The organism is Methylomonas sp. EFPC1 (genome assembly GCF_016925515.1).
In the GTDB taxonomy this organism is placed as follows: Bacteria; Pseudomonadota; Gammaproteobacteria; order Methylococcales; family Methylomonadaceae; genus Methylomonas; species Methylomonas defluvii.
Genome location: NZ_CP070494.1, coordinates 4,721,154 through 4,745,979 on the forward strand (window position 1 = coordinate 4,721,154; position 24,826 = coordinate 4,745,979).

A 24,826-nucleotide genomic window follows, 5' to 3' on the forward strand; every position below is an offset into this window, starting at 1 on the left:
TTTTCTGCCATTCCCGCCCTAATGCCAGCCAAACCTTGCCACCCGATGTTATGGATTTTGTCAGCTCTATCGGCGCTATTGACTGTTGGCTGCGAAGCGCCCGCGCCTCGGGACCCACATGCTTTGGCTTTTCAGGCACCACCACACTGGAGCAGCAACGGCCATTTTGCCGAAAAGGCCGCAACGAGCTGGTTGGCCGCGTTTAATGATGAGCATCTGACGGGCTTGGTAAGCAGCGGTCTGGCCGATAATTTTGATTTGAAAACTGCCGCTGCCCGCGTCGACGCGGCACGCGAACAAGCTGTTATCGCCGGTTCCGGCCGCTGGCCGCAATTGTCGTTAACACCCGGCTATCAACGCGCAAAGTCCAATGTGGGTGGCGAAAGCAACGAATCCGGCGCGTTTATGGCGCTGTTCAACCTGAGCTGGGAGCTGGATGTCTGGGGCCGAATCAAGGCCGGACAACAAGCCGCGGAAACCGAAGCCGAAGCGACTGGCGACGATTATCGCGCCGCGCAATTATCGCTGGCGGCACGGATTGCCCAAGCCTATTTCGAATTCACTGAAGCGCAATGGCAAGCGACGGTGGCGGCACAGTCGGTCAAGGACCGCGGCACCATTGTCGATCTGGTGCGCGGCCGTTTCAACCGGGGTTTGACCCGCGGCCTGGATTTGCGCTTGGTGCTGACCGATCTGGCAAATGCCCAAGCGCAGCTGGCCCAAGCTAGAAACGATGCGCAGTTAATCGGTAAGCGCCTGCAAACCTTGCTGGGCCGGTATCCGGGGAATGATCCAGCTAAACAAGAATTCGACGCGACATTCCAATTACCGCAGCCGCCGGAAACCTTGAGCGCCGGCTTGCCGGCCGAGCTATTGGAACGCCGTCCGGACGTCATCGCCGCATTCAAACGCTTGCGGGCCGCCGACTCGCGCTTGGAAAGCGCCGAAAAAGCCCTGTTGCCGCGCGTGACGCTGACCGGCGCGGGTGGTGCCAGCAGCGCGGCCTTGACCGAGATCATCGACCCGCGCGCGGCCGCCTGGAACCTCGCCGCCGGCTTGGCCCAGCCGCTATTGACCGGCGGCCGGCTGCAAGGGGAAATTCGCTTTAATGAAGCTAAAGTCCAGGAAGCCTTTAACCAATACCAGAGCGTGGCCTTAAACGCCTTTCGCGAAGTCGAGCAAGCGCTGGCCGCCGAAGCCTGGCTGCGCACCCAGGAACAGGCCTTGCGCGAAGCTGTCGAGCAAACCGAGGCCAGCCGTAAGCTGGCGGTGTATTCCTACCGGCAGGGCTTGATCGAAATCCTGACTTTACTCGACAGCTACCGCAGCACCCTCAATGCGCAAAGCGCTCACCTGGCCGTACAGCGGCAATTATTAAACAATCGTATCAACCTCTATCTGGCATTAGGCGGTGGCGTTTGAATCCGCAAACACTCAATTTAAAAATCCTGTTACCGATTCTGGTATTGCTGGCGGCGGCCGGCGCGGCCTGGGCGATCATCGCCGGCAAGCCGCAAAACGTGCAGCAAAACACCGAACCAACGATTCCCAAGGTCAATGTGGTTCGCGTCGAGCCGCAAAGCTTGCGGCTGAACGTCATGTCCCAAGGCGTGGTCGCGCCGCGCGAGACTATTGACTTGGTCACCGAAGTGGGCGGTAAAGTAGCGCAGGTACATTCGGCGATGGCTGCCGGCGGTTTCTTTGCCGCCAACGAATTGCTGCTGACCATAGACCCGCGCGATTACGATTACGCCATCGTTGCCGCCGAAGCCCAGCTGGCCGAGGCCCAGCGAGTCTTGATCAACGAACAGGCCCAAGTCGAGCAGGCACACAGCGAATGGCAAGCATTGGGCGAAGGCGAACCTACAGCGTTGGCGCTGCGCAAGCCGCAATTGGCCGAGGCGCAAGCCAAGCTCAAGGCCGCCGCAGCTGATCTGGCCAAGGCCAAACTCAATCGCAGCCGCTGCGAATTGCGGGCACCGTTTGCCGGGCGGGTGCTCAGCAAACAAGCAGGTTTGGGCCAATATCTGCCATCAGGCGCAGTGATAGCACGGATTTACGCCAGCGATGTCGCCGAAGTACGTCTGCCGATCAGCACCGAGCAACTGGCCTTTTTGGAACTGCCTTTGGGGCAACATGGCAAGGTCGGCCGCTGGCCGGCGGTGACCTTGCGCGCAGAACTGGCCGGCCAGCCGCATAGCTGGCAAGGCCGCATCGTCCGCAGCGAAGCGGCGCTGGACGACAACAGCGGCCAGCTTTATCTGGTCGCGCAAGTCGCCGAGCCGTTCCGGGAAAGCGCGGATAGGCCGCCCTTGCTGAGCGGATTATTCGTGCAAGCCGAGATCGAAGGCGTGCTCCGCGACGGCTTGTTTAGCTTGCCGCGCACGGCTTTGAACGGTTTGCAACAAGCCAAATTGGTCGATGCCGAGCAACGCTTGGAAATTCGCCAATTGCAAGTGCTGCGCCACGACGCCGAGCATGTCGTCGTCAAGGCCGGATTAAATCCCGGCGAGCGGGTGGTGGTGTCGGAATTGCCGGTGGCGGTGGCCAGCATGAAAGTCACCGCAGTCGAAGCGCAGCCTGACGCTGCCCCATGATGCCCACCAACCAGCGATTGGGTTTATTGGCTTGGTTCGCCGGCAATCCGGTCGCGGCCAATCTGTTGATGCTGCTGATTCTGACCGGCGGCGTGCTGGGTGTGCTTGGCGTCGATAAAGAAGTATTTCCGCGCTTCAGCCCTAATATCATCGTGATCGAAGCCGTATTCCCTGGCGCTGGTCCCTCGGAAGTCGAGGAATCGGTATGCGTGCCCATTGAGGAAGCCATCCACGATGTGCCGGGCGTTAAACATCTGCACGCCGAGATTAGGGGCGATAACTGCAAGATCGAAGTTGAAATTCTGCCGGACCACGACCGAAACCAGATGATGGCAACCCTGCAAAGCCGGGTGGAAGCCATTCCGCGCCTGCCGAAACAGCTGGAAAAAATCCAGGTGTTGCCGGCAGGCCGGGACGACGACGACGGCGTGATCTGGCTGGCCTTGCACGGGGCTACCGATGCCGCCACCTTGCAACGTTACGGCGACCGGATTCAGGAACAACTGGCAGCGATTCCGGGCGTCAGCCGCGCGCGTAACTACGGTGAGCTGGCCTATGAAATCGACATCGAAGTGTTGCCGCATCAATTACGCAAATATCAGCTGACACTGGACGACGTGGCACAAGCCTTGCGTAAGGCCTCGGTGGATCTGCCGGGTGGCCTGATCAAGAATCCCGACGGCGAGCTGCAATTGCGCGTCAGTGGCCGCGCCCGCGACGCCGACGCGGTCGGGGCCTTGATCGTCAAGACTTTGCCGGACGGCAACCGAGTGCGGCTTGAGCAAATCGCCACCATCAAGGACGGCCTGGAAGAACGCTTATGGGCCTGGCATCACAATGGCGAAACTGCGCAGGGTTGGGAGATTCACGCCGAACAGGACAGCGTCGCAGTAGCCCGGCGCGTCAAAGCGTATGTCGAAGAGATGCGCGGGCAATTGCCGGACGGCTTGCGTCTGATTACCTGGTGGGACGATTCGCAAGCTTACGATGAGCGCATCGGCACGCTGTTGGAAGACGGCTTGAGCGGCTTCGTGCTGGTCTGTCTGGTGCTGACCTTGTTCTTAAGGCTGCGGGTGGCGCTGTGGGCCGGCGTCGGCATTTTTACTTCGGTGCTGGGTGCGTTTTGGCTGATGCCGGCCCTGGATATTTCTCTGAACATGCTGTCCTTGTTCGGTTTTTTGCTGGCGATGGGCATCCTGGTGGACGACGCCATCATCATCGGCGAAAGTGTGCATAGCCGGCAGATCGAAGGCCGGTATTCGCCGCTGCAAGCGACGATTAAGGGAGTACAGGAGGTGGCGCTACCGGTGAGCCTGTCGGTATTAATCGTACTGGTAGCGTTTTTGCCCGGCCTGTTTTTACCGGGTTGGGCAGGGCAGATGATGCGGCCGATTTGCCTGGTGATGATCTTGACGCTGGTATTCTCGCTAATCGAAGCCCTGCTGATTCTGCCATCGCATCTGGTCAGCGACATCGATACCCAGGCCAAACCCGGCCGTTTACACCGCTTACGCGAGCGAATGAATCAGAGCTTGGATCGTTTCGTCGTGCGTGTTTACCAGCCGTTATTGGAAACGGCACTGGCCTGGCGTTATTTGACCGTGGCCTTGTTCATCGCCTTGCTGGCAATTTGCACGGCCTTGGTGCTGAGCGACCGGGTGCGGCAGTCGATTAATCCGGACGTCACCAAGGATAGTTTTTGGGTATCGATGCAATTGCCGCAGAGTGCGCCTTACAGCGAGGCTCAAGCACTGGCAACCCAAGTGGAAAAAGCTCTGTTTGCTTTACGCGACGAACTGGACGGCGTGGATCAGGCAAGCCGACAAAATATGCACGCCGCTCATGCCAACGACCAGAGTGTGATTGTCGGTGTGGAAACGATTATTTGGGAGCATGGCGCCGGTATTTGGTTGGAATTCTCGGCAGAAGGCCGCCGGCGTTTGAAAGTTGAAGACTTCATCCGCGACTGGCGACAACGGATCGGCGATATTGGCCGGGGCAAGGTGGATTTTATTTATAAAGAAGGCGATGTGCCTTACGACATCGAGTTGCTGCTGGGCTCCGGCGACCCAAGCCTGCTGCAACCCGCCGCCGAGCAACTCAAAACGGCATTGGCAGCGTTTCCCGGGGTTTACGATGTGATCGACTCGTCCGAACCGGGCAAACCGGAAGTACGGCTGGCGTTAAAGCCGGAAGCCGAACGCCTGGGCTTGCGCCTGGAACAACTGGCCGAGCAAGTCCGCCAGGGTTATTACGGCGAGGAGGTACACCGCTTCCTGCGCGGCCGCCGCGAAGTGAAAGTGATGGTGCGCTATCCTCTGGAACAACGGCAATCGCTGGATGCGTTGAAGGCGCAACCGGTGCGCCTGCCGAACGGCAGCAGCGTACCGCTGAACGATCTGGCCGAGATGAAGCTGGTGCAAGGCTATTCCCGGCTGAATCGCGAAGACCGGCATCGGGTATTGAAGGTGCAGGCCCGCGTCGATCCGACCAAGGCCGATGTCAACGGCATTTACGCCGAGCTGGAGAACAGTGCTTTGCCGCGTCTGGAGCAGGCGTTTCCCGGCTTGAATGTGCAAATCGGCCAACAGCGCCAGGAACAGGAAGCGATGCTGGCGGCCTTCGGTAAAAATACCTTGATCGCGCTGTTGGTGATCTATGCTTTGATCGCGGTGCCGTTTAAATCTTACAGCAAACCGCTGATCTTTCTGTTGGCCGCGCCGGTGGCCTGGAGCGGCGCGGTGCTGGCGCATTGGGCGGCCGGACTGCCCTTGTCGATGGAATCGTTAGTAGGCATGATTGCGGCTAGTGGCGTGGTGGTAAACGACAGTCTGGTGCTGCTGGATTATATTCGTCAGCACGGCGACGAAGATACCCCGGTGGAACAGCTGATCAGCGCCGCCTGTATCGCCCGTTTCCGGCCAATCTTGCTGGCCTTTCTAACCAACTTTGCCGGTTTTTTGCCGACCTTACTGGAAACCAGCCAGCAAGCGCAGTTCCTGATTCCGATGACTTTGTCGCTGTCGGCCGGTCTATTGATCGGGATGGCAGCCAGCTTGATTTTGACACCGGTTTGCTATGCGATTTTGGGGGCCAGGCGATAGGCAGTATCGATGTAAAAACCAAAGCGGTAAGTTTGGCCTGATACATTGGTGGCGGGGGTTTTTGGCAGGTAGCGATGTTGCCACCGCTTACTAAATTAGCGGCGGATTCGCGTTGTAAGGCAATCCTATCAAGCCGGTGTTATGCTGCGAGGTACGGTGGCAGTGACGGGTATTTTCATTTACTAAAACATAGCTTTAGGGAGGTCTGAAAACATTTGTCATCGTTGTGTATGCGCGGATCTAGTAAGGTGATTGCAAAGGGCCCGCGCTTTCAGGGGAGGGGCGCTTAGGTATTATTATGAGTTACCTTGGGAAAGGTCGGCGCCGTTCAGTTTTTTCCGTTCTTTTTAAAATAGCCACTCTGATCTCAGAATTTTTGGGCACATTGTTCTTTACTTTGTCGTCAGTATTACTCGCCTGTGCCTGCCGATTTTGAGAATAGGTACAGTGATCTTTCCATACACGGGAGTCCACCATGAACAAACAGACATTCATCGCATCCGCCGTCATCACTACCTTAGTGGGTTGCGCCACGCCGCCGATTGAGCAGAAAGCGACCATCGAAAATGATTTGAGTACCGAATTACCCGCTTCAGCCGCCGGCATATCTGCAGAGCCACTGTACTTTTCTTCGCAACAAGAAGCCGAAAGCGCTTTGATCGGTTATAACTACGGGCTGACCCTGCTTGCCGATGGCCGGGTTCAAGCATTTGTCTCGGGTTTAAACGGGTCGGGCATGGAAAACCCATTCGACGTGGTCAGGGCAAAATCGCAAAGTTCATCAGCCAAGATTACCGACTTGGCCGAGGCGGAAACTGAAATGGCATTTCCGCAAATTACCCTAACAGGCAAAAAGAACGGCCAGGCAGCTATCGACGCATTGGGCGACAAGCTGGGGGATGTGGCGAAAGCCTACGACATGTCCAGCGAACGCCTGGAAGATATATTGCGCACCGATGCCTCTGCCTGGATCGATGAAAGCGGCCGCCTGCTTTATATCGATGAGCATACCAAAATCACTCAAGGACAAGGCGAGCAAGAAACCGCCACGGTCACCAGCACCGGTAGCGGCGTAGCCAGTACGGCAACTGCCGACCCATTCGCCCTGCACAGCAAGCCTGGTTCCAATCGCGTTATTTATTTGGACTTCAATGGCCACGTCGCGACCAACACGGCCTGGAGTATGACTACGCTTACCGCTCAAGCCTATGATATAGACGGCAACCCGGGCGCTTTCAGCACTACGGAATTAAATAACATTCGGGAAATATGGCAACGGGTAGCGGAAGACTACGCCCCCTTCGATGTTGACGTGACGACCCAGGAGCCCACTTTGGATGCCTTGAGGCGCAGTAGCACCAGTGACATTCAGTACGGCACTCGAGCCGTGGTTACCCGGTCTATGCCGGAACTTTGCAACCAAACTTGCGGCGGCGTCGCTTACGTGAATGTGTTTTCATATTATTCAGCCACCTACCCGGAACGCTATCGGCCCGCCTGGGTATTCTTCGACAAACTGGGCAACGGTTATCCCAAATATGTTGCAGAAGCTATTTCACACGAAGTAGGGCATAACTTAAACCTCAATCATGATGGCAATGCCAGCACCGGCTACTATGCCGGCCATGGTAGCGGTGCTACCGGCTGGGCGCCGATCATGGGGGTGGGCTATTACAAACCTGTCGCACAATGGAGTAAAGGCGAGTATCCGGGCGCCAACAATCTGCAGGATGATCTTGCAGTAATAAACGCTGCGGGTGCGTCTGTGCGGCCCGATGACTTCCCGGATGCAACAGCCAGTGCGGCACCATTAGCCGGCGACGCCAGTGCGGTTTCACAAAGTGGCATCATCGAGCGCACAACGGACGTCGACGTTTTCGTATTTTCAACCGGCGGGGGCAGCGCGCAGTTGAATGTTACACCCGATGCAATAGCGCCCAATTTGGATGTGTTGTTAACGTTAATTGACGCGCAAGGCAAAACGGTGGCCCAAGCCAATCCGGTGGACAGCTTGGCGGCATCCTTAAACGTCTCGCTCAACGCCGGAAAATATTTCCTGAAAGTCGAAGGAGTAGGCAAAGGCGACTTAACTACGGGTTACTCTGACTACGGCAGCCTTGGTCAATACCAAATTACCGGCAATTACCCGGTTGTAGCGTTGGTGCCACCCTCAGCAGTCATCACAGCGCTGCCAACTGTCGGCGACGCTCCGCTGAATGTTACGTTGAATGGTGCCGGCTCAAGCACTAAAAACGGCTCGATCTCTTCATACGCCTGGAATTTCGGCGATGGTTCTGCGGCAACAACTGGCACATCGGTCAGCCACATCTACAATACCCCCGGCGCCTATACCGCAACACTAACCGTTACCGATAGCAGCGGTTTGAAAACCAGCACCACACAAAGTATTCAGGCGGCGCAAAGTGTCGTAGCGATGAATATGAAAGTTGCCAGTACCGTGATGACTCGAAAATTGTTAAGCGGAGGTAAATCGCAATGCGTCGCCAACATTACCGTTAAATCCGGAACATCGACCATTACCGGTGCAGGCGTCTATGGTACCTGGAGTGGCTCGGTTACCTCGAGCACCAGCAAAACTAATGTGACCGGGGCAAGCTATTCCATTACCGGCACAAAGGGCTCGACCAGTTTGAGCAGTGCCCTGTTACCTAGCAACAGCAAGGGTACTTGCGCGTTCACCGTCACCAAGGTAGTTAAAAATGGCTACTTGTACGATGGTAGTGGCGCTATTTCACGCAGTTTGTCCTGGTAAGTTAATTCTCGGGGGCGGCTGGTTCTTGGCCGTCCCCGACGTATTCCGGAGTTGCCCCGTTTGACGATAATTCATCCGAAATCGGGATAACCTTAAAAACATTACCGCTCCCGCTTACATCCCCTAGCGGCTTATCCCTCCTCTCCCAAAAGCTCCTATTGCCCTGCTCAACAACAAGCCCGCAAATAGCCGGCTCTGCGTCGTCACGTAAACTGCAAAAGACGCGCAACCCCCTGCCGCGCTAAAATCCCCCTATTGTGCGGTGTCGCACCCAGCCAACTTTTGACCATCATGCTCAATTTCAAAAACATCGCCATCCGTCGCGGCAACCGTTTGCTGTTTAGCGAGGCCTCTTTCACGATACATAAAGGCCAAAAAATCGGTCTGACCGGAGCCAATGGTGCCGGCAAATCCAGCTTTTTTGCGTTATTGCGCGGCGAATTGCATGCCGACGAAGGTGATTTTTCCATGCCGCCGAATCTGGAAATCGCCCATGTCGCCCAGGAAACCCCGGCCTTGGAATGTTCAGCCATCGATTATGTGCTGGACGGCGACAGAGAGTTACGTGCGTTGCAGGCAAAATTGCATACGGCCGAGCAAGCGCACGACGGCATCAAATTGGCGGAGCTACATGCCGCTTTGGATCATGTCGGCGGATACACGGCGCAAGCTCGGGCCTCGCGTTTGTTAAACGGTCTGGGTTTTAGCACCGAGCAAGAAAGCCGGCCGGTCAGCTCATTCTCCGGTGGTTGGCGTATGCGTTTAAATTTGGCGCAAGCGCTGATGTGTCGGTCCGATGTTTTACTTTTGGACGAACCCACCAACCACTTGGATTTGGACGCAGTGATTTATCTACAGGATTGGCTCGGCAAGTACCCCGGCACGCTGCTGTTGATTTCGCATGACCGCGATTTTCTGGACACCATCACCGACCACATCGTGCATATCGAGCAAAACAGAGCCGAAATATACACGGGCAATTATTCCGACTTCGAACGCATGCGCGCCGAAAAACTGGCTCAGCAACAAACCGCCTACGAAAAGCAGCAGCGTGAGATTGCCCATATCCAAAGTTTTGTTGACCGTTTTAAAGCACAAGCCACCAAAGCCAGACAGGCGCAAAGCCGGATCAAAGCGTTGGAGCGCATGGAATTGATCGCTCAGGCTCACGTCGATTCGCCGTTTGGTTTCAGTTTTCCGCCGCCGAAGAAAATGCCCAATCCACTGCTGAAAATCGAAGAAGCCGACATCGGCTACGGCGATAAAGTGGTGATTAAAAACGCCAGCCTATCGATTGCGCCGGGCGACCGCATCGGCCTGCTCGGACCCAACGGCGCCGGCAAGTCCAGCCTGATCAAAGTACTTTCCGGGCAAATGCCGGCATTGACTGGTAAGCTACAAACCGCTCAGGATTTGCATATCGGCTATTTCGCTCAGCATCAATTGGAATTGCTAAGCCTGGAAGAAAGCCCGCTCTGGCATCTGCAAAAGCTGGATAAACAAGCGACTGAAAAAGATTTACGCAATTTTTTGGGCGGCTTCGATTTTCGCGGCGACAAGGTCAACGATCCGGTCGGACCGTTTTCCGGCGGCGAAAAAGCCCGCTTGGTGCTGGCGATGTTGGTTTATCAAAATCCGAATTTGTTGCTGCTGGACGAGCCTACCAACCATCTGGATTTGGAAATGCGCCACGCTCTGAGCGTGGCTTTGCAGGAATACCAAGGCGCTCTGGTGGTGGTTTCGCATGACAGACATTTATTGCGCTCGGTGACCGACCAACTGTTATTGGTAGCCGGCGGCAAAATCCAGCCGTTCGACGGGGATTTGGACGATTACAAGCAATGGCTTGCCGAACAAAAGAAAGCGGGCGACGAACCGGTCGCCAACGACAATGGCGGCGGGGTGTCGCGCAAGGATCAGCGTAAACTCGATGCGGAGCGCCGGCAGCGTTTAAAACCATTGTTGGACGCGGTGAAAAAAGCCGAAGCGGCAGTGGAAAAGTTTCATCAGCAACAGCGCGATCTGGAAGAACAATTGGCCGATCCGGCCATTTATGCCGAGGAATATAAGGAACAATTAAAGCAGTTACTGAGCCGGAAAGGCCAAATCGATAGCGCGCTGGAACAGGCAGAAATGGATTGGCTGGCAGCGGAGGAAAACCTACAACAAGCGGAGTGATCATGTACCAACTGATGGTGTTGTTTTTTGAGATTTGCATTATGCGCAAAGGCCCGCAGGATGTGCCGGCGTCGCCTTGGTTAATGCGGCTGATGTTCATACCCTATTTGCTGGTTAATCTATTGATTTTGCTGCTGGATAGCGATTGGTCGCATGCCCTGCTGCAAATTGCCGCCGAGACGGTGTTGATGATAGGTTTTTGCTATCCGCTACTCTATTTTTCCGGAAAAACCGCCCGTTTTCCACAAACCCTGACAGCACTATTGGGCTCTGATGTGGTGATTAGTTTGTGCGCCATTCCGGCGGTCGCCAGTCTGTATACCCAGATCAGTCAGGTGGCATATATCGCGATGATAGCTCTGATGGGCTGGCATTGGCTGGTTAACGGCAATATTTTTCGGCATGCCCTGGATAGGCCGTTGATGTTCGGCTTGGCGTTGGCTTTTTTATATATACTGATTTCCACACAGGTTATGACTTTGTTGTTTACCGAGATCGCTGTTAGCGATTAGGAGGAATTATGTCGATTTATAAACATGTTTTATTGGCGGCCGATTTTTTTGAACATGGCGGTCAAGTTGCGGAAAAAGCCAGGCAAATCGCCGCGCAAAACGCTGCCCAACTGAGCTTGGTCCATGTGGTCGATAATTTGCCGATTACCGATCCGGCCTATGGCCCCATCATTCCCTTCGACGTGGATCTGACCCAGGAACTGATGGATGCCACCAAGAAACGCCTGCACGAGCTGGGCGAGAAACTACAGGTTCCCGCCGAACGGCAACATCTGGAAATGGGTAGCCCCAAACTGGAAATCGTCCGGGTAGCCGAAGAGATTCAGGCCGACTTGATTGTCGTAGGTTCGCACGGTCGCCATGGTTTAGCATTGTTGCTCGGCTCTACTGCCAACGGCGTGCTGCATCACGCTAAATGCGATGTACTGGCGGTGCGGTTAGCGGATGATTGAGCTGGTTTTGGGCGGCGCCCGTTCCGGTAAAAGCCGCTATGCCGAGCAACAGGCTTTGGCCTCCGGCCTGCCCGTGGTTTATATCGCCACCGCTGAAGCCGGTGACGACGAAATGCACAGCCGCATCCAGCACCATCAACAACGCCGGCCGCCGCATTGGTTAACCGTTGAAGAACCCATCGCCTTGGCGGACGTGATTAACGAATATGCCGGCAAACAACATTGCTTGCTGGTGGACTGTCTGACGTTGTGGTTATGCAATGTGTTGTTCGATAAACAAGGTAATCTGCAAGAACAGCGCTATCAGCAACAAGCCGATGCCTTATGCGCCGTACTGGCGACCGGCAGGCAACGGGTGATTATGGTCAGCAACGAAGTGGGCCTGGGTGTCGTAGCCGCCGACGCCATGACGCGCCGATTCGTCGATGAAGCCGGCTTTTTACATCAAAGACTCGCGCAAATCAGCGACAAGGTGGTGCTGGTCACCGCCGGTTTGCCGCAAATCCTCAAAACCCTGTAATTTGATTATGAACAGTTTATCCGCGCCGATTGCCGCGCCTGATGCCGCTTATTACCAACAAGCTTTAAACAGGCAAGCACAATTGACCAAGCCGCCCGGCTCCTTGGGCTTGCTGGAGGATTGCGCGGTCAGGTTGGCGGCGATGCAGCGCCGGGAAATACCTAAACTGGAAAAAATCCATGTCAGCGTATTTGCCGCCGATCACGGCATTGCCGAGGAAGGTGTCTCGGCATTTCCGCAAGTGGTAACGATGGAAATGGTAAAAAACTTCGCGGCCGGCGGTGCCGCGGTGAATGTGCTGGCCCGGCATGTCGATGCCTATTTCGAAGTCGTCGATGTCGGTCTATTGCAGCCAGTGGCCTTACCCAATGTAATCAGCCATCGAGCCGGTGCCGGCACCGCTAATTTTTCACGGACAGCGTCGATGAACGACGAACAGTTAACGATAGCCTTGGCCGCTGGCCGGGCTGCCGTCGAGCGGGCGGTAGCGAACGGCGCCGATTTGTTTATCGGCGGGGAAATGGGCATCGCCAATACCACCAGCGCCAGCGCTTTAACTGCCGCCAGTTTGCGGATACCGGCCGCCGAGATTACCGGCGCCGGCACCGGTTTGAACGCCGGACAAATCGATCACAAAGCCCGTGTTATCGACTCCGCCTTACAGCTCCACCAAGCGGCTCTGCAATCGCCTTTGGATATTTTAAAAACCTTGGGCGGTTTTGAAATCGCCGCGCTCACTGCAGCCTATATCAGCGCCGCCCAGCAAGGTCTGCCGGTGTTGATAGATGGCTTTATCAGCAGTGTCGCGGCGTTGCTGGCGGTGGGGATCAATCCCGGCTGCGTGGACTGGTTTTTTTACGGCCATTGTTCCGCGGAAAAAGGCCATGCCCGCGTCCTGCAAGCCTTGAACGCTCAGCCGTTATTGAATCTGCAGATGCGTCTGGGCGAGGGTAGCGGCGCGGTGTTGGCGGTACCCTTACTGCAAATGGCCTGTCGTTTACACAATGAAATGGCCACATTCAGTCAAGCGCAAGTCTCTACTGCCTGAAATAGGCTTGCGTTAGCAAGCTGCGTCAAGCGCAATGGCGGGGCCTTGGGCTTTCCCGTATCATTAGCCGCGAAAAATAAGCTGGGCTGACGTCGAGCTTGCTTTGCGACCGGCAACTGTCCTAATGGCAGCTGCACATAATAATAAAAACATACAACTGATTTGGTAAACAACATGCTAGGACACATAGAAAGTTACGATGAAAGATGCCAGACCGGCGTGATCAAATACGAAGGTCAATTCTACGAATTCCACCTGGATCAATGGACATCGGAAGCGCCGCCCAAAGTCGGCGATGATGTGGATTTCGATCACGACGAAGATAAAGTCACCGACGTCAGCCTGGTCGGCGCTTATCTGATGGAAGCCAAGCCAGTCAAAAGCAAGTTGGTCGCGGCTTTGTTGGGGATTGCATTCGGCGCGATCGGCTTGCATCGCATTTATCTGGGCTTCTATTTCCTCGGCTTCACCCAAGCCATAGTCACGCTGGTTACCGGCGGTTTTGGCGTCATGTGGGGCTTCATCGAAGGCGTGTTGATTGCAACCGGCCATATCTACAAAGATGCCAAGGGACGTCATCTTAAATAATCGTGGATGCTTTTCTGCTTGCCTTGCAATTCCTGACCCGCATACCTGTTAGCTGTCGTGACGAGGCTGGCGCTCCCTTGCTGGGGCGTTCGGTTTTGTACTATCCAGCGGTCGGCCTGCTACTGGGTGTTCTCCTAAGCCTGCCGCCGATACTGTTTGCCGGCAGTGCGCCCATGCTGTTGGCGGCTATCGTCTCGACCGGCTGGGTATTACTGACCGGCGGCCTGCATTTGGACGGTTTGGCCGATTGCGCCGATGCTTGGGTCGGCGGCTACGGTGACAAACAGCGTAGCCTGCAAATCATGAAAGACCCGGCCTCCGGGCCGATTGCGGTTAGTTTGCTGGTGCTGGTTTTAGTCCTGAAGTTTGCTGCACTGACCGCCATGTTCGAGCAAACTCGCCTCGCCCCCTTGCTGCTGGCCCCGGTTTTAGGCCGAACCGCAATTCTGGGTTTGATGCTGACAACTGACTATATTCGCCCAAAAGGCCTGGCCGAGGCGCTATTGCAACAATTGCCAAGAGCGCATATCCAAGCGGTGTTGGTGATTAGCGTCCTGACTGCCGCGGTGTTTTTAGGTTTACCGGCCGTACTGTTCGCCGGAGGCTTACTATTTTGGGTACGGCAAACCGCGGTCTCGCGCTTGGGCGGGGTAACCGGCGACGTTTACGGTGCGGCGGTCGAGCTAACGGAAGCCGCCGTGCTAATGGTTGCCATGCTGCAATGACACAGCAATCGCCGCGTTCGCCGGCAACTCCCGAGCACAAATCGGCACCGCAAGACGCCTCTGCCGCGCACCGCTTCCCTGACCAACAACTCGCCGGCGTCTATCGCGCCATCGCCGAACGCCGCGACATGCGGCATTTTCTTTCCGATCCGGTCGATGCCGAAGTCTTGGCTCGTCTATTACAAGCCGCGCACCTGGCCGGCAGCGTCGGCTTGATGCAGCCTTGGCGCTTTATCCGCATTACTGATCGCCGCATGCGTAACGATATTTACGCGCTGGTCGAACAGGAACGCAAACTTACCGCAGAAGCCCTCGCCGAACGGCACGACGAATTCATGAAGCTTAAAGTGGAAGGCATACTCGATTGTGGCGAATTGCTGATCGTCGCTTTACCTGATCGACGCGAGCAACACATTTTCGGTCGGCGCACACTGCCGGAAATGGATCTGGCCTCGGCGGCCTGCGCGATTCAAAATCTGTGGCTGGCGGCCCGCGCCGAAGGCCTGGGGCTGGGTTGGGTATCGCTATTCGATCCGGGCGCATTGGCGCAACTATTGAAAATGCCTACCGGCAGCCGGCCGATTGCGGTGCTTTGTCTGGGCCATGTCGCTGAGTTTTACCCCAAACCCATGTTGGAACTGGAAAACTGGGCAACGCCGCAGCCCTTATCAGCATTTGTCTACGAAAACGGCTGGCCCGATGCATCCTAAGCCGCCTTTCCAGGCCGTAATGGTGCAAGGCACTACCTCCGATGCCGGCAAAAGCACCTTGGTGACGGCTTTGTGCCGTTATTACCGGCGTCAAGGTATTGCCGTCGCGCCGTTCAAGCCGCAAAACATGGCATTGAATAGCGCGGTAACCATAGACGGCGGCGAGATCGGCCGCGCCCAAGCCGCGCAAGCCGCGGCCTGCGGTTTGCCGCCGCACAGCGATATGAATCCGGTGCTGCTCAAGCCTAATACCGATACCACCGCGCAAGTGATTATTCACGGCAAAGTCCTGCAAAACCAATCGGCCAGCCAATACCACGATTATAAAAAAGTCGCCAAGCAAGCGGTTCTGGAATCGTGGCAACGCTTGGGCGCTCAGTACCAGATGCTGATTGTCGAAGGTGCCGGCAGTCCGGCGGAGATTAATTTGCGCGCAGGCGATATTGCCAATATGGGCTTTGCCGAAGCAGTGGATTGTCCGGTGATTCTGATCGCCGACATTGATCGTGGCGGCGTGTTTGCCCACTTGGTCGGCACACTGGAATTGCTATCAGCAAGCGAACAACAGCGCGTGATCGGTTTTGTCATCAACCGTTTCCGGGGCGATATTGCGTTGTTAAAACCCGGCTTGGATTGGCTGGAACAGCGAACCGGCAAGCCGGTGTTGGCCGTGCTGCCTTATTTGCACGATCTTTATCTGGAAGCCGAAGATGCCTTATCCACTCGGCATGCCCAACAGGGCCAAACCGGCGCGTTTCATATCGTCGTGCCGCATCTGCCCAGCTTCAGCAATCATACCGATTTCGATCCACTGCAATTGCACCCCGGCGTGCAGGTCAGTTTTGCGAAAAGCCCGGACCAGGTAGCGGGTGCGGACTTGATTGTGCTGCCCGGCAGCAAATCGGTGCGTAGTGATTTAGCGCGTCTTAGAGAGCAAGGCTGGGACAGATTTATTGCCCGCCATCTGCGTTACGGCGGCAAACTGCTGGGGATTTGCGGCGGCTTTCAGATGCTGGGCAAAAGCATAGACGACCCACTGGGGCTGGAAGGTCCGGCCGGTAGTGCTGCCGGTCTGGATTTGTTGGATATGCAGACGGTTTTGCACGCGGAAAAATGCTTGAAACAAACTACCGGCACGTTTTATGGGCAAACTACACAGGTGGCGGGCTACGAGATTCATATGGGCGTCAGTAGTGGTCCGGCGCTGGCACAACCCTTATTTTCGCTAGCGGATGGTCACGATGGCGCCGTTTCGGCAGACGGGCAGGTGGCGGGCAGTTATCTGCACGGTTTATTCGATTTGCCCTCAGCCTGCGATGCCCTGTTGCATTGGGCAGGCTATCGGCAAGCGCAAGCCCTGGATTTCAATGCGGTGCGCGAAGCCGGCATCGAGCGTCTGGCTGATTGTCTGGCAACACATTGCAATTTCACCTTGCTGGAAGCGTTAGCGGCATCTACCCGACGCGCTTGCTGACGCTCAGCCATTGCGGCGAATGGCTGAAATATGTGCCATTTCCGACAGCGGATTTTTTGCATAAACCCCTTTGTTTGATTAGGGCTGTTGCCGTTTTAACTGGGCAACCAAATAAAAGCGCAGGCCAAAGCGGCAATAACCCCTAGTCGCCATCCGGCTCGACAATGCGTATCGGCCGATTCCCGATCTTTATCCCGGTGACCTCATCCACAAGCACCGGTCTGATTTCTGCCCCCGTTTCTGCGTCCAAGATGCGCACCAGTTGGCCCTCGCCGCGATATTGACGTCCCCAGGCACCCATCGTGAACAGCACCGGCAGAAAATCGCGGCCGGCGGCAGTCAACACATACTCCTCACGCGGCGGGCGTTCCGAATAAAGCCTTTTTTCCAACAAGCCTTCCGCTGTCAGAGTCGCCAATCTGCGGGTCAGGATCGCGGGTCCGATTCCCAGGTTTTTCCGAAACTGGTCAAAGCGGGTGAGGCCGAAATGGGCATCCCGCAGAATCAAAAGACTCCATGCGTCTCCCAGAAAAGCCAAGCAGCGCGCGATTGGACAAGGGTCATCACAAATATTTTTATCGTTCATACAATTTTGGTAGTGACTTGCTTTCAAATTGGTAGTAACATAACTACCGAAATGATAGTAACACTTAGATGATAGACAATCCACCCCGCAAGGAGATTTGAGTTATGAGTATTAAGCAAAATATTAGTGTCGCGCTGGTTACCGGCGCATCCTCGGGCATCGGCGAAGCAACCGCTCTGCGGCTGACCGCGGCTGGCTACAAGGTCTACGGGACCAGCAGACGGGGCGCCCAAACCGGTCAACGTTCTTTTCAGATGCTGCCTCTCGACGTGACTAGCGATGTTTCCGTCGAAGCTGCAGTTAGCGAGGTGATGCAACGGGAAGGACGCATTGACCTGCTGGTGAACAACGCCGGCTTCGGGGTTGCGCCTGCTGGAGCGGAAGAGAGTTCGATTGAACAGTCCCAGTCGGTTTTTGATACGAACTTCTTCGGCATCGTCCGCATGACTCGCGCCGTTACACCCCATATGCGGCGCCAAGGCAGCGGCCGCATCATCAACATCGGCTCGGTACTTGGCGTATTGCCGATGCCGTATATGGCCATTTATGCCGCGAGCAAGCACGCGATCGAAGGCTATTCGGAATCGCTAGACCACGAGTTGCGTACCCGAGGCATCCGGGTCTCGGTCATCGAGCCCGCATACACAAAAACGAAGTTCGACGCGAACCTAATGGCGCCCGATTCGCAGCTTGAGGAATACCACGAAACCCGCGCGGCATTAGATAAGGTGTTGGAGGAAGTTATGGCTATTGCCGATGAGCCGGAAGTCGTGGCCGATGTGGTGCTGAAAGCGGCCAGATCGGCTCGTCCCAAGCTCCGATATACCGCGGGCGGTCTCGCTAAGCGCTTGAGCCTGCTACGCCGATTTGCGCCTGCTCGCGTATTGGACGCAGGGCTTCGTAAAGATCTGCGGCTAGACGCAATAAAAAAACCACAAATGTCATGAAGGCGTTCGTCGTCCAGCGTTATGGAAACCAAGTCGCATTTCAACACCGATTTAGTCTGAACTTAGCAACAAGGAATTTTTTGTGAATAGCACATTAACCATGAAAGCCCTCACCTTCAAACGCTATAGCAAGTCGCCCGAGATCGGTTTTTCCGACATTTCTCGTCCCACACTGAAGGCTGACGAACTGCTGGTAAAAGTCCACGCCGCGGGCCTGAACCCGATCGACAACATGATTCCAACCGGGATGTTCAAACCGGTCCTGCATTTCCAGTTGCCGGCCACGCTGGGCAGCGATCTGGCGGGTGTGGTGACTGAGGTCGGCAGCAACGTAACGCGCTTCAAGCCCGGCGATGCGGTCTTCGCCAGTATCTTCGATCTTGGCACGGGGTCGCTTGCCGAATTCGCGGTGGTGCCGGAGAGCGCCGCCGCGCTGAAGCCGGCCAATCTGGATTTCGTGCAGGCCGCATCCATTCCGATGGTCGGGCTTACCTCCTGGCAAGCGCTGAAGGAACGCGCCAATCTTCGCGCCGGCCAGAAGCTGTTCATCCCGGCAGGCTCAGGCGGCATTGGCACCTTTGCGATCCAACTGGCAAAGCACCTTGGCGCCACGGTGGCAACCACCACCAGCACCGGCAACGTTGAACTGGTGCGCAGCCTGGGAGCCGATGAAGTCGTCGACTACAAGAAGCAAGATTTCGAGAAAGTGCTGGGCGACTACGACGTGGTGCTTGGCACGCTCAAGGGGGCCGAACTCGAGAGAACCGTCGGCATCCTCAAGCCGGGAGGCAAGATCGTCTCGCTGATCGGGCCGTTGGATGCGGCGTTCGCGGATGCCAAGCGCTTGAATTTCTTCCTCAGGTTCGTATTCGGGCTGATGAGCCGCAAGATCATGCGGCTTGCCAGAAAACGGGCAGTCACTTACTCATTTCTGTTCGTGCGTCCCGATGGCGATCAACTCAGTGAAATCGGCAAACTCCTCGAAGCCGAGCGTATTAAGCCTGTGATCGACAAGGTGTTTCCGTTCGAGGAAGCCAAAGATGCGCTTGCCTACCTCGCTCAGGGGCGTTCGAGGGGGAAAGTCGTCGTCAAGATGCAGTAAACAGAAGACAAGCAAAGCTCCACATTTTTCAAACACATCCAAAGGTAAAAAACCATGACTTCATCTAAAAAAATCGCTGTTGTAACAGGTGCTTCTTCCGGCATCGGATCCATCTACGCCGATCGTCTAGCTCAACGCGGATACGACCTGTTGCTGGTCGCCCGGCGCGGCGACCGCTTGCAGAATCTCGCCGCCAAACTAGAGCAGGCTTACGGCATCAAGGCCGAAACGCGGGTGGCCGATCTTGAGAACGAAACAGACCTCGCGGGTCTTGAAGCCGTTCTCGCTGCCAATCCCGCTATCAGTCTATTGGTCAACAATGCCGGCATTGCCAGACTCAGCCCTTTTGCGGAAGCGCCAGTGAAAGACTCCTTGTCGCAGATCGCGTTGAATATCACGGCGCTGACGCGATTGACGCATGCCGTGCTGCCTGCGTTCAAGGCACGCAACGACGGTGTCATTATCAATATCGCCTCGGTATTGGCTGTGCATTCGTTTCCGGTGAGTTCGGTATACAGCGGCACGAAGGCGTTCGTGCTCAATTTCAGTCGCGGGCTACAGCAAGAACTGGCAAATACGGGGATTAGGGTGCAAGTGGTGTTGCCTGCCGCCACAGCCACCGAACTTTGGGATACCGCCGGGATGCCACTGACCGCGTTTCCAGAAGAAGCGGTGATGACTACCGAGCATCTTGTCGATGCCGCGCTGGCTGGTTTCGACCAAGGTGAGCTGGTCACCTGGCCCTCCCTGGCTGACGCCGGGCACTGGGACCGATACGACGCTCACCGCTCCGATCTTTTCGCGGCGACGCAAACCGGTAAGTCCGCGCCACGCCTAGCGACGCCATCCTGATTGTTTTCCATGTAAATAACGCGAGCCGTTTTTTGATAACGCCACAGACCACTATAAATCGCATCTGGAAAGGCGCGAGACTGGTTGGCGTATGACAGACATTCTTCACAGATACAGGTAGGCTGAGCAACGAGTCGTTAGTCGCGCGGATTACCAAACAATCCGCGCCTAGCAGGCTGGTGAAAAACCCGCCGATATTTCCCCTTACCCACGATGTAAGTGATTTTTTCGAGTTGAAATCGGTCATGACATCGAGTTTCAAGCGTTTTGCCCCGGTTTCAAGGGCTTTTTATTCGCCTGAAGCCGTCTGTGGACGGTTTTCAGGCGAACTTCACCCTAGGCGGGCGCACTCCACGCCGGTTTCGGCGTGAACACCAATAGGTTGAGCATGCGCGTCAGGTTGTAGGCGGCAAAGCAAAACAAGGCCTGACCCGCGACTTTGGCTAAGCCGATGTGACGAGTTTTGCGCAGGCCGCCGACCGTTTTGACCCAGCCAAAGGCTTCTTCGACGATTTTGCGGCGCTTGAGACTTTGGGCGTAACCTTTGCCGCGCGCGGTGCGGCCATCGACGGCACTGCCGGTCTTTTTGCGGGCCACATGGGCTTTGATGTCACGGGACTCGAGTCCGTTGACGAACGCCGCTTGGTCGTAGCCTTTGTCGGCACCGACGCTGCCGCCTTTGGGCACGCGGCGTTTGATCATTTTTTGCGCGGCTTCGATTTCGGCGGTGCCGGTGGCTTGAGTGGTTTCGACATCGACAATCAGGCCGTTGCGATTCTCGGACAAGGCATGGGTGATGTAACGCAGTTTGGCCTCGGTGTATTCGCCTTTCTTGTAAAGCCGGGCTTCGGGATCGGTCGTACTGTGGTGGGTGGCGTTGCTGCGCTTTTCGCCGCTGAAGTCGACCTCGGGATTGCGGCCGGCGGGTTTGTCCGGGCCGCTGCCGTCTTTTTTAACGAAGCTTTTATGCGAGGCCCAGGCTTCAATGAGGCTACCGTCGACGCTGAAGTGTTCGTCGGACACCAGATTTTGCCATTCGGCTATGGCCAGTACCCGCTCAAAAAATTCGCGACTCAGGGCTTCGGACAGCAGGCGTTCGCGGTTGGCGCTGAACACGCTGCGCTCCCAGACAGCATCGTCGATACCCAAACCAACAAACCAGCGAAACAACAGGTTGTAGTCCAGTTGTTCCATCAACTGACGCTCGCTACGGACCGTATACAGGACTTGTAACAGCAAGGCGCGCAGCAGTTTTTCGGGGGCAATCGAGGGACGGCCAGTGTGCGAGTAACGCGCGGCAAAGACGGCATCCATCGAGGCCAGTACGCCATCGACCAACAGCCGTAAACGGCGCAACGGATGCTGCTTGGGAATGCGGTCTTCCAGGTTGATGTAGCTGAACCAGTTGTTTTGGATGGCATCGTGTCCGCGCATTGAAAGGCTCCAAATTTAGGTAGCCTATTTTAACAGTTGGCGGCTCATCTATGCCTTAGCTTACTTGGCTTTTCGAGTTTTTCACCAGCCTGCTAGCGGCGAGTTTCTATATCGCCATTAAACTTGATTGATTTATTATCAGGCGCTTTTTAAAAATTTAGCATGCACCGTTGTTTCATGACGATTTTTACTCAAACTCCAGCGAACAAAGAATGAATGCAGAATTTTTATTGGGCGCCATAATATAGCGTTTGATTTATATTGATTAAAAATGTCAAATAAAACTCAGGATAAAATTTTAGCCGCTACGACTCATCTTTTTAATGAGCAAGGCATTCGTGCAACCGGAATAGATGGTATTTTGAAAGAAGCTGAAGTGTCTAAAATGAGTCTTTATAAATATTTTGCATCGAAAAACGACTTAATCGTTGCCTATCTTCTGCGTCAGGAAGCATTATTCATGTCCCGATACGAAAACATAGCCGCCGAAATGATTGATCCGAAAGATAAGTTATTGGCGATGCTGGATGTTTATAATGATTTAATTCAAAGTGGAGAGTTCAAAGGCAGTCCGTTTTTGAACGCGCTTTCGGAATTTCCAATTAAGGACGATCCTGTACATCAAGCGGCGATCAGGATAATTCATAATTTTTGGACGCATATACTAAACCTCGCCAATCAATGCGGGGTAAGTCAGCCAAAAACATTAGCATCACAAATTGCCATGTTAATGCATGGCTCAATACTATTTTCTCAAACGAGTTGCAATTCAGATTATATAGCTAACGCCAAAGAACTAGTTTATTCCCATCTGGATTGCCTTGCTACGAATCAGCCATAACTTGAGATCCAAGCCGTGATCAAGACTCTGCCTATTCCAGGCTAAGGAACAGCGCTACCATAGGCAAAACGACCCATTCTACCTATGGGAAATAAAAGATATGGATAATTCAAACTCAGAATTAATCCACCCCCAAAAAGTCCGATTTCCCCAATTCAACCCCGTTGTGGCGAAGGATCGCGTAGCTCATCGTGATGTGGAAATAAAAATTAGGTAGGACAAAATCCAGCAAATATGGCAGACCGACAAAGTTTTTCTCGGTGCCGCCAATCTTGAAACTAATAGCCAGGTTCTCATTGCCATTTATTTGCGCCGGGGTTACATCTTGGATAAAAGCGATGGTTTTGGATATACGAGCCTGCAAATCGGCAAATGTGGTTTCATTGTCTTCATAGCATGGAATCTCTAATCCCGCCAGGCGCGCGGCACAGCCTTTAACCATATCCGTTGCAATTTGCACTTGTTTGCTGAGCGGAAACATATCGGGGGCCAAACGGTAATTTATAAAGACCGATTGATCAATGTTTTTCGCTTCGGCATGGATTGCGGCTTTATCTAGTATTTTCGATAAATTGCCCAGCATTTTGATAAAAACTTTTATTGATACTTGATACATATCGATGGACATAATAACCCCCTATTTTTAAAAACATTTAATCAGATTAATGAAACGCAGAAGTATTGACAGCTTATTACGCATACTGCGCAATGCCATTCCCAAACGACCAATTTTCCTTTTTGACTTCAACCAGGCTTATTAAGACATCTTCTCTGCGTATATCTAGCTGATTATGCAGGGTATCGGCTATGTTTTTATAAAGTGATTTCTTTAAATCAACACCTCTACCTTCGTTCAAGGTTATTTGGATAAAGATGATGCCATCGCTTCGATGTATACCAAGGTAATTGGAATCGTAGATTAAAGAATTATTATCATGCTCAGTAATAACCTGAAAACAATCTTTTTCGGGTACGCTGATTGTGTGCACCATTTCTTGGTGAACGATTTGACCAATCTTTCCCCCAAACTCTTTATTTTCTTGCTTCATTAACGATATTCGAACTAAAGGCATGTTATTCCTCCAAAATTAATTAAAAACGAACAGTTTGCGGCTCTCTGATAAAAAGAACGATACCGGTTGCGATAAAAGCGAACAGGCCTGACGCCACAAAAGCCAAGTGGTAATCACCCATCAGACTATGGACGTACCCGGCACTGTAGGCAGCAATCGCCGCGCCGATTTGATGCGCGAAGCAGATCCAGCCGAACACCACGCCGACGTTTTGTTTGCCGAATAAATCCGCGGTCAAGGCTGAAGTGGCCGGAATTGTGGACAACCAATTCATGCCGTAGATAATCGAGAACATCATCAATTGCCCGGTCGTATCGATGCCGGGCAGCAGTATTAGCGTTGCGCCTCTGACTATGTAATAAAACGCCAGCGGCCAGCGCTTGCCGTAGCGATCGCACAACCAGCCGGATAAAATGGTGCCGAACACATCGGCCGCACCCATGACGCCTAAGGACATGGCCATGGTCATTTCAGTGAAGCCGTGTTCGATGCCGTGCGGAATCAAATGGGTCTGAAATAAGCCGGAGGTGGTTAAACCGCAAATGCCGAAACTCAAGGCCAACAGCCAGAACTGCGGACTGCGCATGGCCGAGCGCATGGGATTTTGATCCGGCTTAAGCATCGTTCGATGAACGCCATGGTCGCCATAGGCCGACAGGCCTTTTGATTCGGGATAGTCTCTTAAAAATTTCAGCACCAACGGTAAAGCCACCAGGCCTAAGCCGACGGCGATAAACAATGTCGCCGCGCGCCAGCCTTCATGCACATTGATCTGCATGAGCAGCGGGGTGAAGACTAACTGGCCGGAGGAAAAGGCGGCTCCCAATATCCCTAACGCCAGCCCGCGGTGTTTATGGAACCAGCGATTGATCAACGCCGATCCCATAATCATCGACGTGCCGCCCGAACCTGCGCCGATCAGCAATCCCCAAAGCAAATACAGTTGCCAGGACTCCTGCATAAAAACGCTGCCGCCGGCACCCGCCACCGACAAAATTAAAGTGATAACGCTGATCCGTTTTGCGCCGTAGACATCCATCAATCGGCCTAGAAAGGGACCGGCAAGGCCAAATAACAACAGGTTGAGCGAAATCGCGCCGCTAATGGTTTCTCTGTTCCAGGCAAACTCCTGTTCCAGGGACAGCATGATGATCCCTGGAACGGAGCGCAGTGCCGATGCCATAAACAAGCACAGAAACGTGACCGCGAGTATGACCCAGGCATAGTGAACTGAATCGGTGTGACTCTTTGGCATGGCGACATCGGACTTGGATTGAAACATGGTCGTGTGGGTTGATTAGTAAGGGATG

General features: G+C 54.6%; 22 protein-coding genes. 17 read left to right on the top strand and 5 right to left on the bottom strand.

Going from position 1 to position 24,826, the window contains the following annotated elements; translation table 11 throughout:
* Positions 1-21: 21 nt before the first annotated feature.
* The 13 genes from JWZ98_RS21680 (at position 22) to JWZ98_RS21740 (ending at position 16,681) form a co-directional block, all read left to right on the top strand.
* Entirely contained in the window at positions 22-1,422 is a 1,401-nt protein-coding gene (locus tag JWZ98_RS21680) for an efflux transporter outer membrane subunit (protein WP_033157518.1), read from the top strand.
* On the top strand, positions 1,419-2,597 hold the full coding sequence (locus JWZ98_RS21685) for an efflux RND transporter periplasmic adaptor subunit (protein WP_205451897.1): 1,179 nt from the start codon (positions 1,419-1,421) through the stop codon (positions 2,595-2,597). The genes JWZ98_RS21680 and JWZ98_RS21685 overlap by 4 nt, the downstream gene beginning before the upstream one ends.
* Complete coding sequence (locus JWZ98_RS21690) at positions 2,594-5,701, top strand: efflux RND transporter permease subunit (RefSeq protein ID WP_205451900.1); 3,108 nt, start codon at positions 2,594-2,596, stop codon at positions 5,699-5,701. Before JWZ98_RS21685 ends, JWZ98_RS21690 begins: the two co-directional genes overlap by 4 nt.
* Before the next feature lie 475 nt (positions 5,702-6,176).
* Positions 6,177-8,474, top strand: coding sequence for a PKD domain-containing protein (locus tag JWZ98_RS21695; protein ID WP_205451913.1), 2,298 nt, complete (start codon positions 6,177-6,179; stop codon positions 8,472-8,474).
* A gap of 291 nt (positions 8,475-8,765) precedes the next feature.
* Complete coding sequence (locus tag JWZ98_RS21700; RefSeq protein WP_033157523.1) at positions 8,766-10,652, top strand: ATP-binding cassette domain-containing protein; 1,887 nt, start codon at positions 8,766-8,768, stop codon at positions 10,650-10,652.
* Positions 10,653-10,654: 2 nt separating this feature from the next.
* Positions 10,655-11,164 (top strand): hypothetical protein, encoded by a 510-nt coding sequence (locus tag JWZ98_RS21705; RefSeq protein ID WP_033157524.1) that lies wholly within the window; start codon positions 10,655-10,657, stop codon positions 11,162-11,164.
* A gap of 8 nt (positions 11,165-11,172) precedes the next feature.
* Positions 11,173-11,616 carry a universal stress protein gene (locus tag JWZ98_RS21710; RefSeq protein ID WP_033157525.1) on the top strand — a complete coding sequence of 148 codons (444 nt, stop codon included), beginning with the start codon at positions 11,173-11,175 and terminating at the stop codon, positions 11,614-11,616.
* Complete coding sequence (gene cobU, locus JWZ98_RS21715) at positions 11,609-12,136, top strand: bifunctional adenosylcobinamide kinase/adenosylcobinamide-phosphate guanylyltransferase (RefSeq protein ID WP_033157526.1); 528 nt, start codon at positions 11,609-11,611, stop codon at positions 12,134-12,136. The genes JWZ98_RS21710 and cobU overlap by 8 nt, the downstream gene beginning before the upstream one ends.
* Before the next feature lie 7 nt (positions 12,137-12,143).
* Positions 12,144-13,184 carry a nicotinate-nucleotide--dimethylbenzimidazole phosphoribosyltransferase gene (gene cobT / locus JWZ98_RS21720; protein ID WP_205451916.1) on the top strand — a complete coding sequence of 347 codons (1,041 nt, stop codon included), beginning with the start codon at positions 12,144-12,146 and terminating at the stop codon, positions 13,182-13,184.
* A gap of 174 nt (positions 13,185-13,358) precedes the next feature.
* On the top strand, positions 13,359-13,772 hold the full coding sequence (locus JWZ98_RS21725; protein WP_205451919.1) for a TM2 domain-containing protein: 414 nt from the start codon (positions 13,359-13,361) through the stop codon (positions 13,770-13,772).
* Positions 13,773-13,774: 2 nt separating this feature from the next.
* Positions 13,775-14,497, top strand: a complete 723-nt coding sequence (locus JWZ98_RS21730; RefSeq protein ID WP_205451923.1) for an adenosylcobinamide-GDP ribazoletransferase — start codon at positions 13,775-13,777, stop codon at positions 14,495-14,497.
* Positions 14,494-15,207 (top strand): 5,6-dimethylbenzimidazole synthase, encoded by a 714-nt coding sequence (bluB, locus tag JWZ98_RS21735; protein WP_205451935.1) that lies wholly within the window; start codon positions 14,494-14,496, stop codon positions 15,205-15,207. Before JWZ98_RS21730 ends, bluB begins: the two co-directional genes overlap by 4 nt.
* Entirely contained in the window at positions 15,197-16,681 is a 1,485-nt protein-coding gene (locus JWZ98_RS21740) for a cobyric acid synthase (protein ID WP_205451938.1), read from the top strand. Before bluB ends, JWZ98_RS21740 begins: the two co-directional genes overlap by 11 nt.
* Positions 16,682-16,823: 142 nt before the next feature.
* Here the strand turns inward: JWZ98_RS21740 and JWZ98_RS21745 are convergent, their stop codons facing one another.
* Positions 16,824-17,267, bottom strand: coding sequence for a helix-turn-helix domain-containing protein (locus tag JWZ98_RS21745; protein WP_033157532.1), 444 nt, complete (start codon positions 17,265-17,267; stop codon positions 16,824-16,826).
* A gap of 104 nt (positions 17,268-17,371) precedes the next feature.
* On the opposite strand from JWZ98_RS21745, the gene JWZ98_RS21750 reads away from it, so the two are divergent.
* From JWZ98_RS21750 to JWZ98_RS21760, 3 genes are all read left to right on the top strand, one after another.
* Positions 17,372-18,214 (top strand): oxidoreductase, encoded by an 843-nt coding sequence (locus tag JWZ98_RS21750; protein WP_205451940.1) that lies wholly within the window; start codon positions 17,372-17,374, stop codon positions 18,212-18,214.
* Positions 18,215-18,314: 100 nt separating this feature from the next.
* A complete protein-coding gene (locus JWZ98_RS21755; protein WP_205451942.1) occupies positions 18,315-19,316 on the top strand; it encodes an NADP-dependent oxidoreductase in 1,002 nt (333 codons plus the stop codon).
* A 54-nt stretch (positions 19,317-19,370) separates the two neighbouring features.
* On the top strand, positions 19,371-20,168 hold the full coding sequence (locus JWZ98_RS21760; protein ID WP_205451945.1) for an SDR family oxidoreductase: 798 nt from the start codon (positions 19,371-19,373) through the stop codon (positions 20,166-20,168).
* 336 nt (positions 20,169-20,504) lie between these two features.
* On the opposite strand, the gene JWZ98_RS21765 is transcribed toward JWZ98_RS21760, so the two are convergent.
* Complete coding sequence (locus JWZ98_RS21765) at positions 20,505-21,602, bottom strand: IS5 family transposase (RefSeq protein ID WP_205451286.1); 1,098 nt, start codon at positions 21,600-21,602, stop codon at positions 20,505-20,507.
* 271 nt (positions 21,603-21,873) lie between these two features.
* Here JWZ98_RS21765 and JWZ98_RS21770 point away from each other — a divergent pair, with 271 nt between their 5' ends.
* A complete protein-coding gene (locus JWZ98_RS21770; RefSeq protein WP_205451947.1) occupies positions 21,874-22,443 on the top strand; it encodes a TetR/AcrR family transcriptional regulator in 570 nt (189 codons plus the stop codon).
* A 121-nt stretch (positions 22,444-22,564) separates the two neighbouring features.
* Here JWZ98_RS21770 and JWZ98_RS21775 read toward each other — a convergent pair whose 3' ends face one another.
* The 3 genes from JWZ98_RS21775 to JWZ98_RS21785 form a co-directional block, all read right to left on the bottom strand.
* Positions 22,565-23,071, bottom strand: a complete 507-nt coding sequence (locus tag JWZ98_RS21775; protein ID WP_205451950.1) for a DUF1993 domain-containing protein — start codon at positions 23,069-23,071, stop codon at positions 22,565-22,567.
* A gap of 64 nt (positions 23,072-23,135) precedes the next feature.
* Entirely contained in the window at positions 23,136-23,516 is a 381-nt protein-coding gene (locus JWZ98_RS21780) for a tautomerase family protein (RefSeq protein WP_205451953.1), read from the bottom strand.
* 19 nt (positions 23,517-23,535) lie between these two features.
* On the bottom strand, positions 23,536-24,798 hold the full coding sequence (locus tag JWZ98_RS21785; RefSeq protein ID WP_240348130.1) for an MFS transporter: 1,263 nt from the start codon (positions 24,796-24,798) through the stop codon (positions 23,536-23,538).
* Between the last annotated feature and the right edge of the window lie 28 nt (positions 24,799-24,826).

What these genes read in the sequence shown, in the direction of transcription:
- JWZ98_RS21725 (WP_205451919.1), top strand. Translation starts at nt 13,359, where the DNA reads ATGCTAGGACACATAGAAAGTTACGATGAAAGATGCCAGACCGGCGTG.
- JWZ98_RS21765 (WP_205451286.1), bottom strand. Translation starts at nt 21,602, where the DNA reads ATGCGCGGACACGATGCCATCCAAAACAACTGGTTCAGCTACATCAAC.
- JWZ98_RS21705 (WP_033157524.1), top strand. Translation starts at nt 10,655, where the DNA reads ATGTACCAACTGATGGTGTTGTTTTTTGAGATTTGCATTATGCGCAAA.
- JWZ98_RS21785 (WP_240348130.1), bottom strand. Translation starts at nt 24,798, where the DNA reads ATGTTTCAATCCAAGTCCGATGTCGCCATGCCAAAGAGTCACACCGAT.
- JWZ98_RS21680 (WP_033157518.1), top strand. Translation starts at nt 22, where the DNA reads ATGCCAGCCAAACCTTGCCACCCGATGTTATGGATTTTGTCAGCTCTA.
- JWZ98_RS21755 (WP_205451942.1), top strand. Translation starts at nt 18,315, where the DNA reads ATGAAAGCCCTCACCTTCAAACGCTATAGCAAGTCGCCCGAGATCGGT.
- JWZ98_RS21700 (WP_033157523.1), top strand. Translation starts at nt 8,766, where the DNA reads ATGCTCAATTTCAAAAACATCGCCATCCGTCGCGGCAACCGTTTGCTG.
- JWZ98_RS21770 (WP_205451947.1), top strand. Translation starts at nt 21,874, where the DNA reads ATGTCAAATAAAACTCAGGATAAAATTTTAGCCGCTACGACTCATCTT.
- JWZ98_RS21710 (WP_033157525.1), top strand. Translation starts at nt 11,173, where the DNA reads ATGTCGATTTATAAACATGTTTTATTGGCGGCCGATTTTTTTGAACAT.
- cobU (WP_033157526.1), top strand. Translation starts at nt 11,609, where the DNA reads ATGATTGAGCTGGTTTTGGGCGGCGCCCGTTCCGGTAAAAGCCGCTAT.
- JWZ98_RS21690 (WP_205451900.1), top strand. Translation starts at nt 2,594, where the DNA reads ATGATGCCCACCAACCAGCGATTGGGTTTATTGGCTTGGTTCGCCGGC.
- JWZ98_RS21775 (WP_205451950.1), bottom strand. Translation starts at nt 23,071, where the DNA reads ATGTCCATCGATATGTATCAAGTATCAATAAAAGTTTTTATCAAAATG.
- JWZ98_RS21780 (WP_205451953.1), bottom strand. Translation starts at nt 23,516, where the DNA reads ATGCCTTTAGTTCGAATATCGTTAATGAAGCAAGAAAATAAAGAGTTT.
- cobT (WP_205451916.1), top strand. Translation starts at nt 12,144, where the DNA reads ATGAACAGTTTATCCGCGCCGATTGCCGCGCCTGATGCCGCTTATTAC.
- bluB (WP_205451935.1), top strand. Translation starts at nt 14,494, where the DNA reads ATGACACAGCAATCGCCGCGTTCGCCGGCAACTCCCGAGCACAAATCG.
- JWZ98_RS21695 (WP_205451913.1), top strand. Translation starts at nt 6,177, where the DNA reads ATGAACAAACAGACATTCATCGCATCCGCCGTCATCACTACCTTAGTG.
- JWZ98_RS21745 (WP_033157532.1), bottom strand. Translation starts at nt 17,267, where the DNA reads ATGAACGATAAAAATATTTGTGATGACCCTTGTCCAATCGCGCGCTGC.
- JWZ98_RS21750 (WP_205451940.1), top strand. Translation starts at nt 17,372, where the DNA reads ATGAGTATTAAGCAAAATATTAGTGTCGCGCTGGTTACCGGCGCATCC.
- JWZ98_RS21760 (WP_205451945.1), top strand. Translation starts at nt 19,371, where the DNA reads ATGACTTCATCTAAAAAAATCGCTGTTGTAACAGGTGCTTCTTCCGGC.
- JWZ98_RS21740 (WP_205451938.1), top strand. Translation starts at nt 15,197, where the DNA reads ATGCATCCTAAGCCGCCTTTCCAGGCCGTAATGGTGCAAGGCACTACC.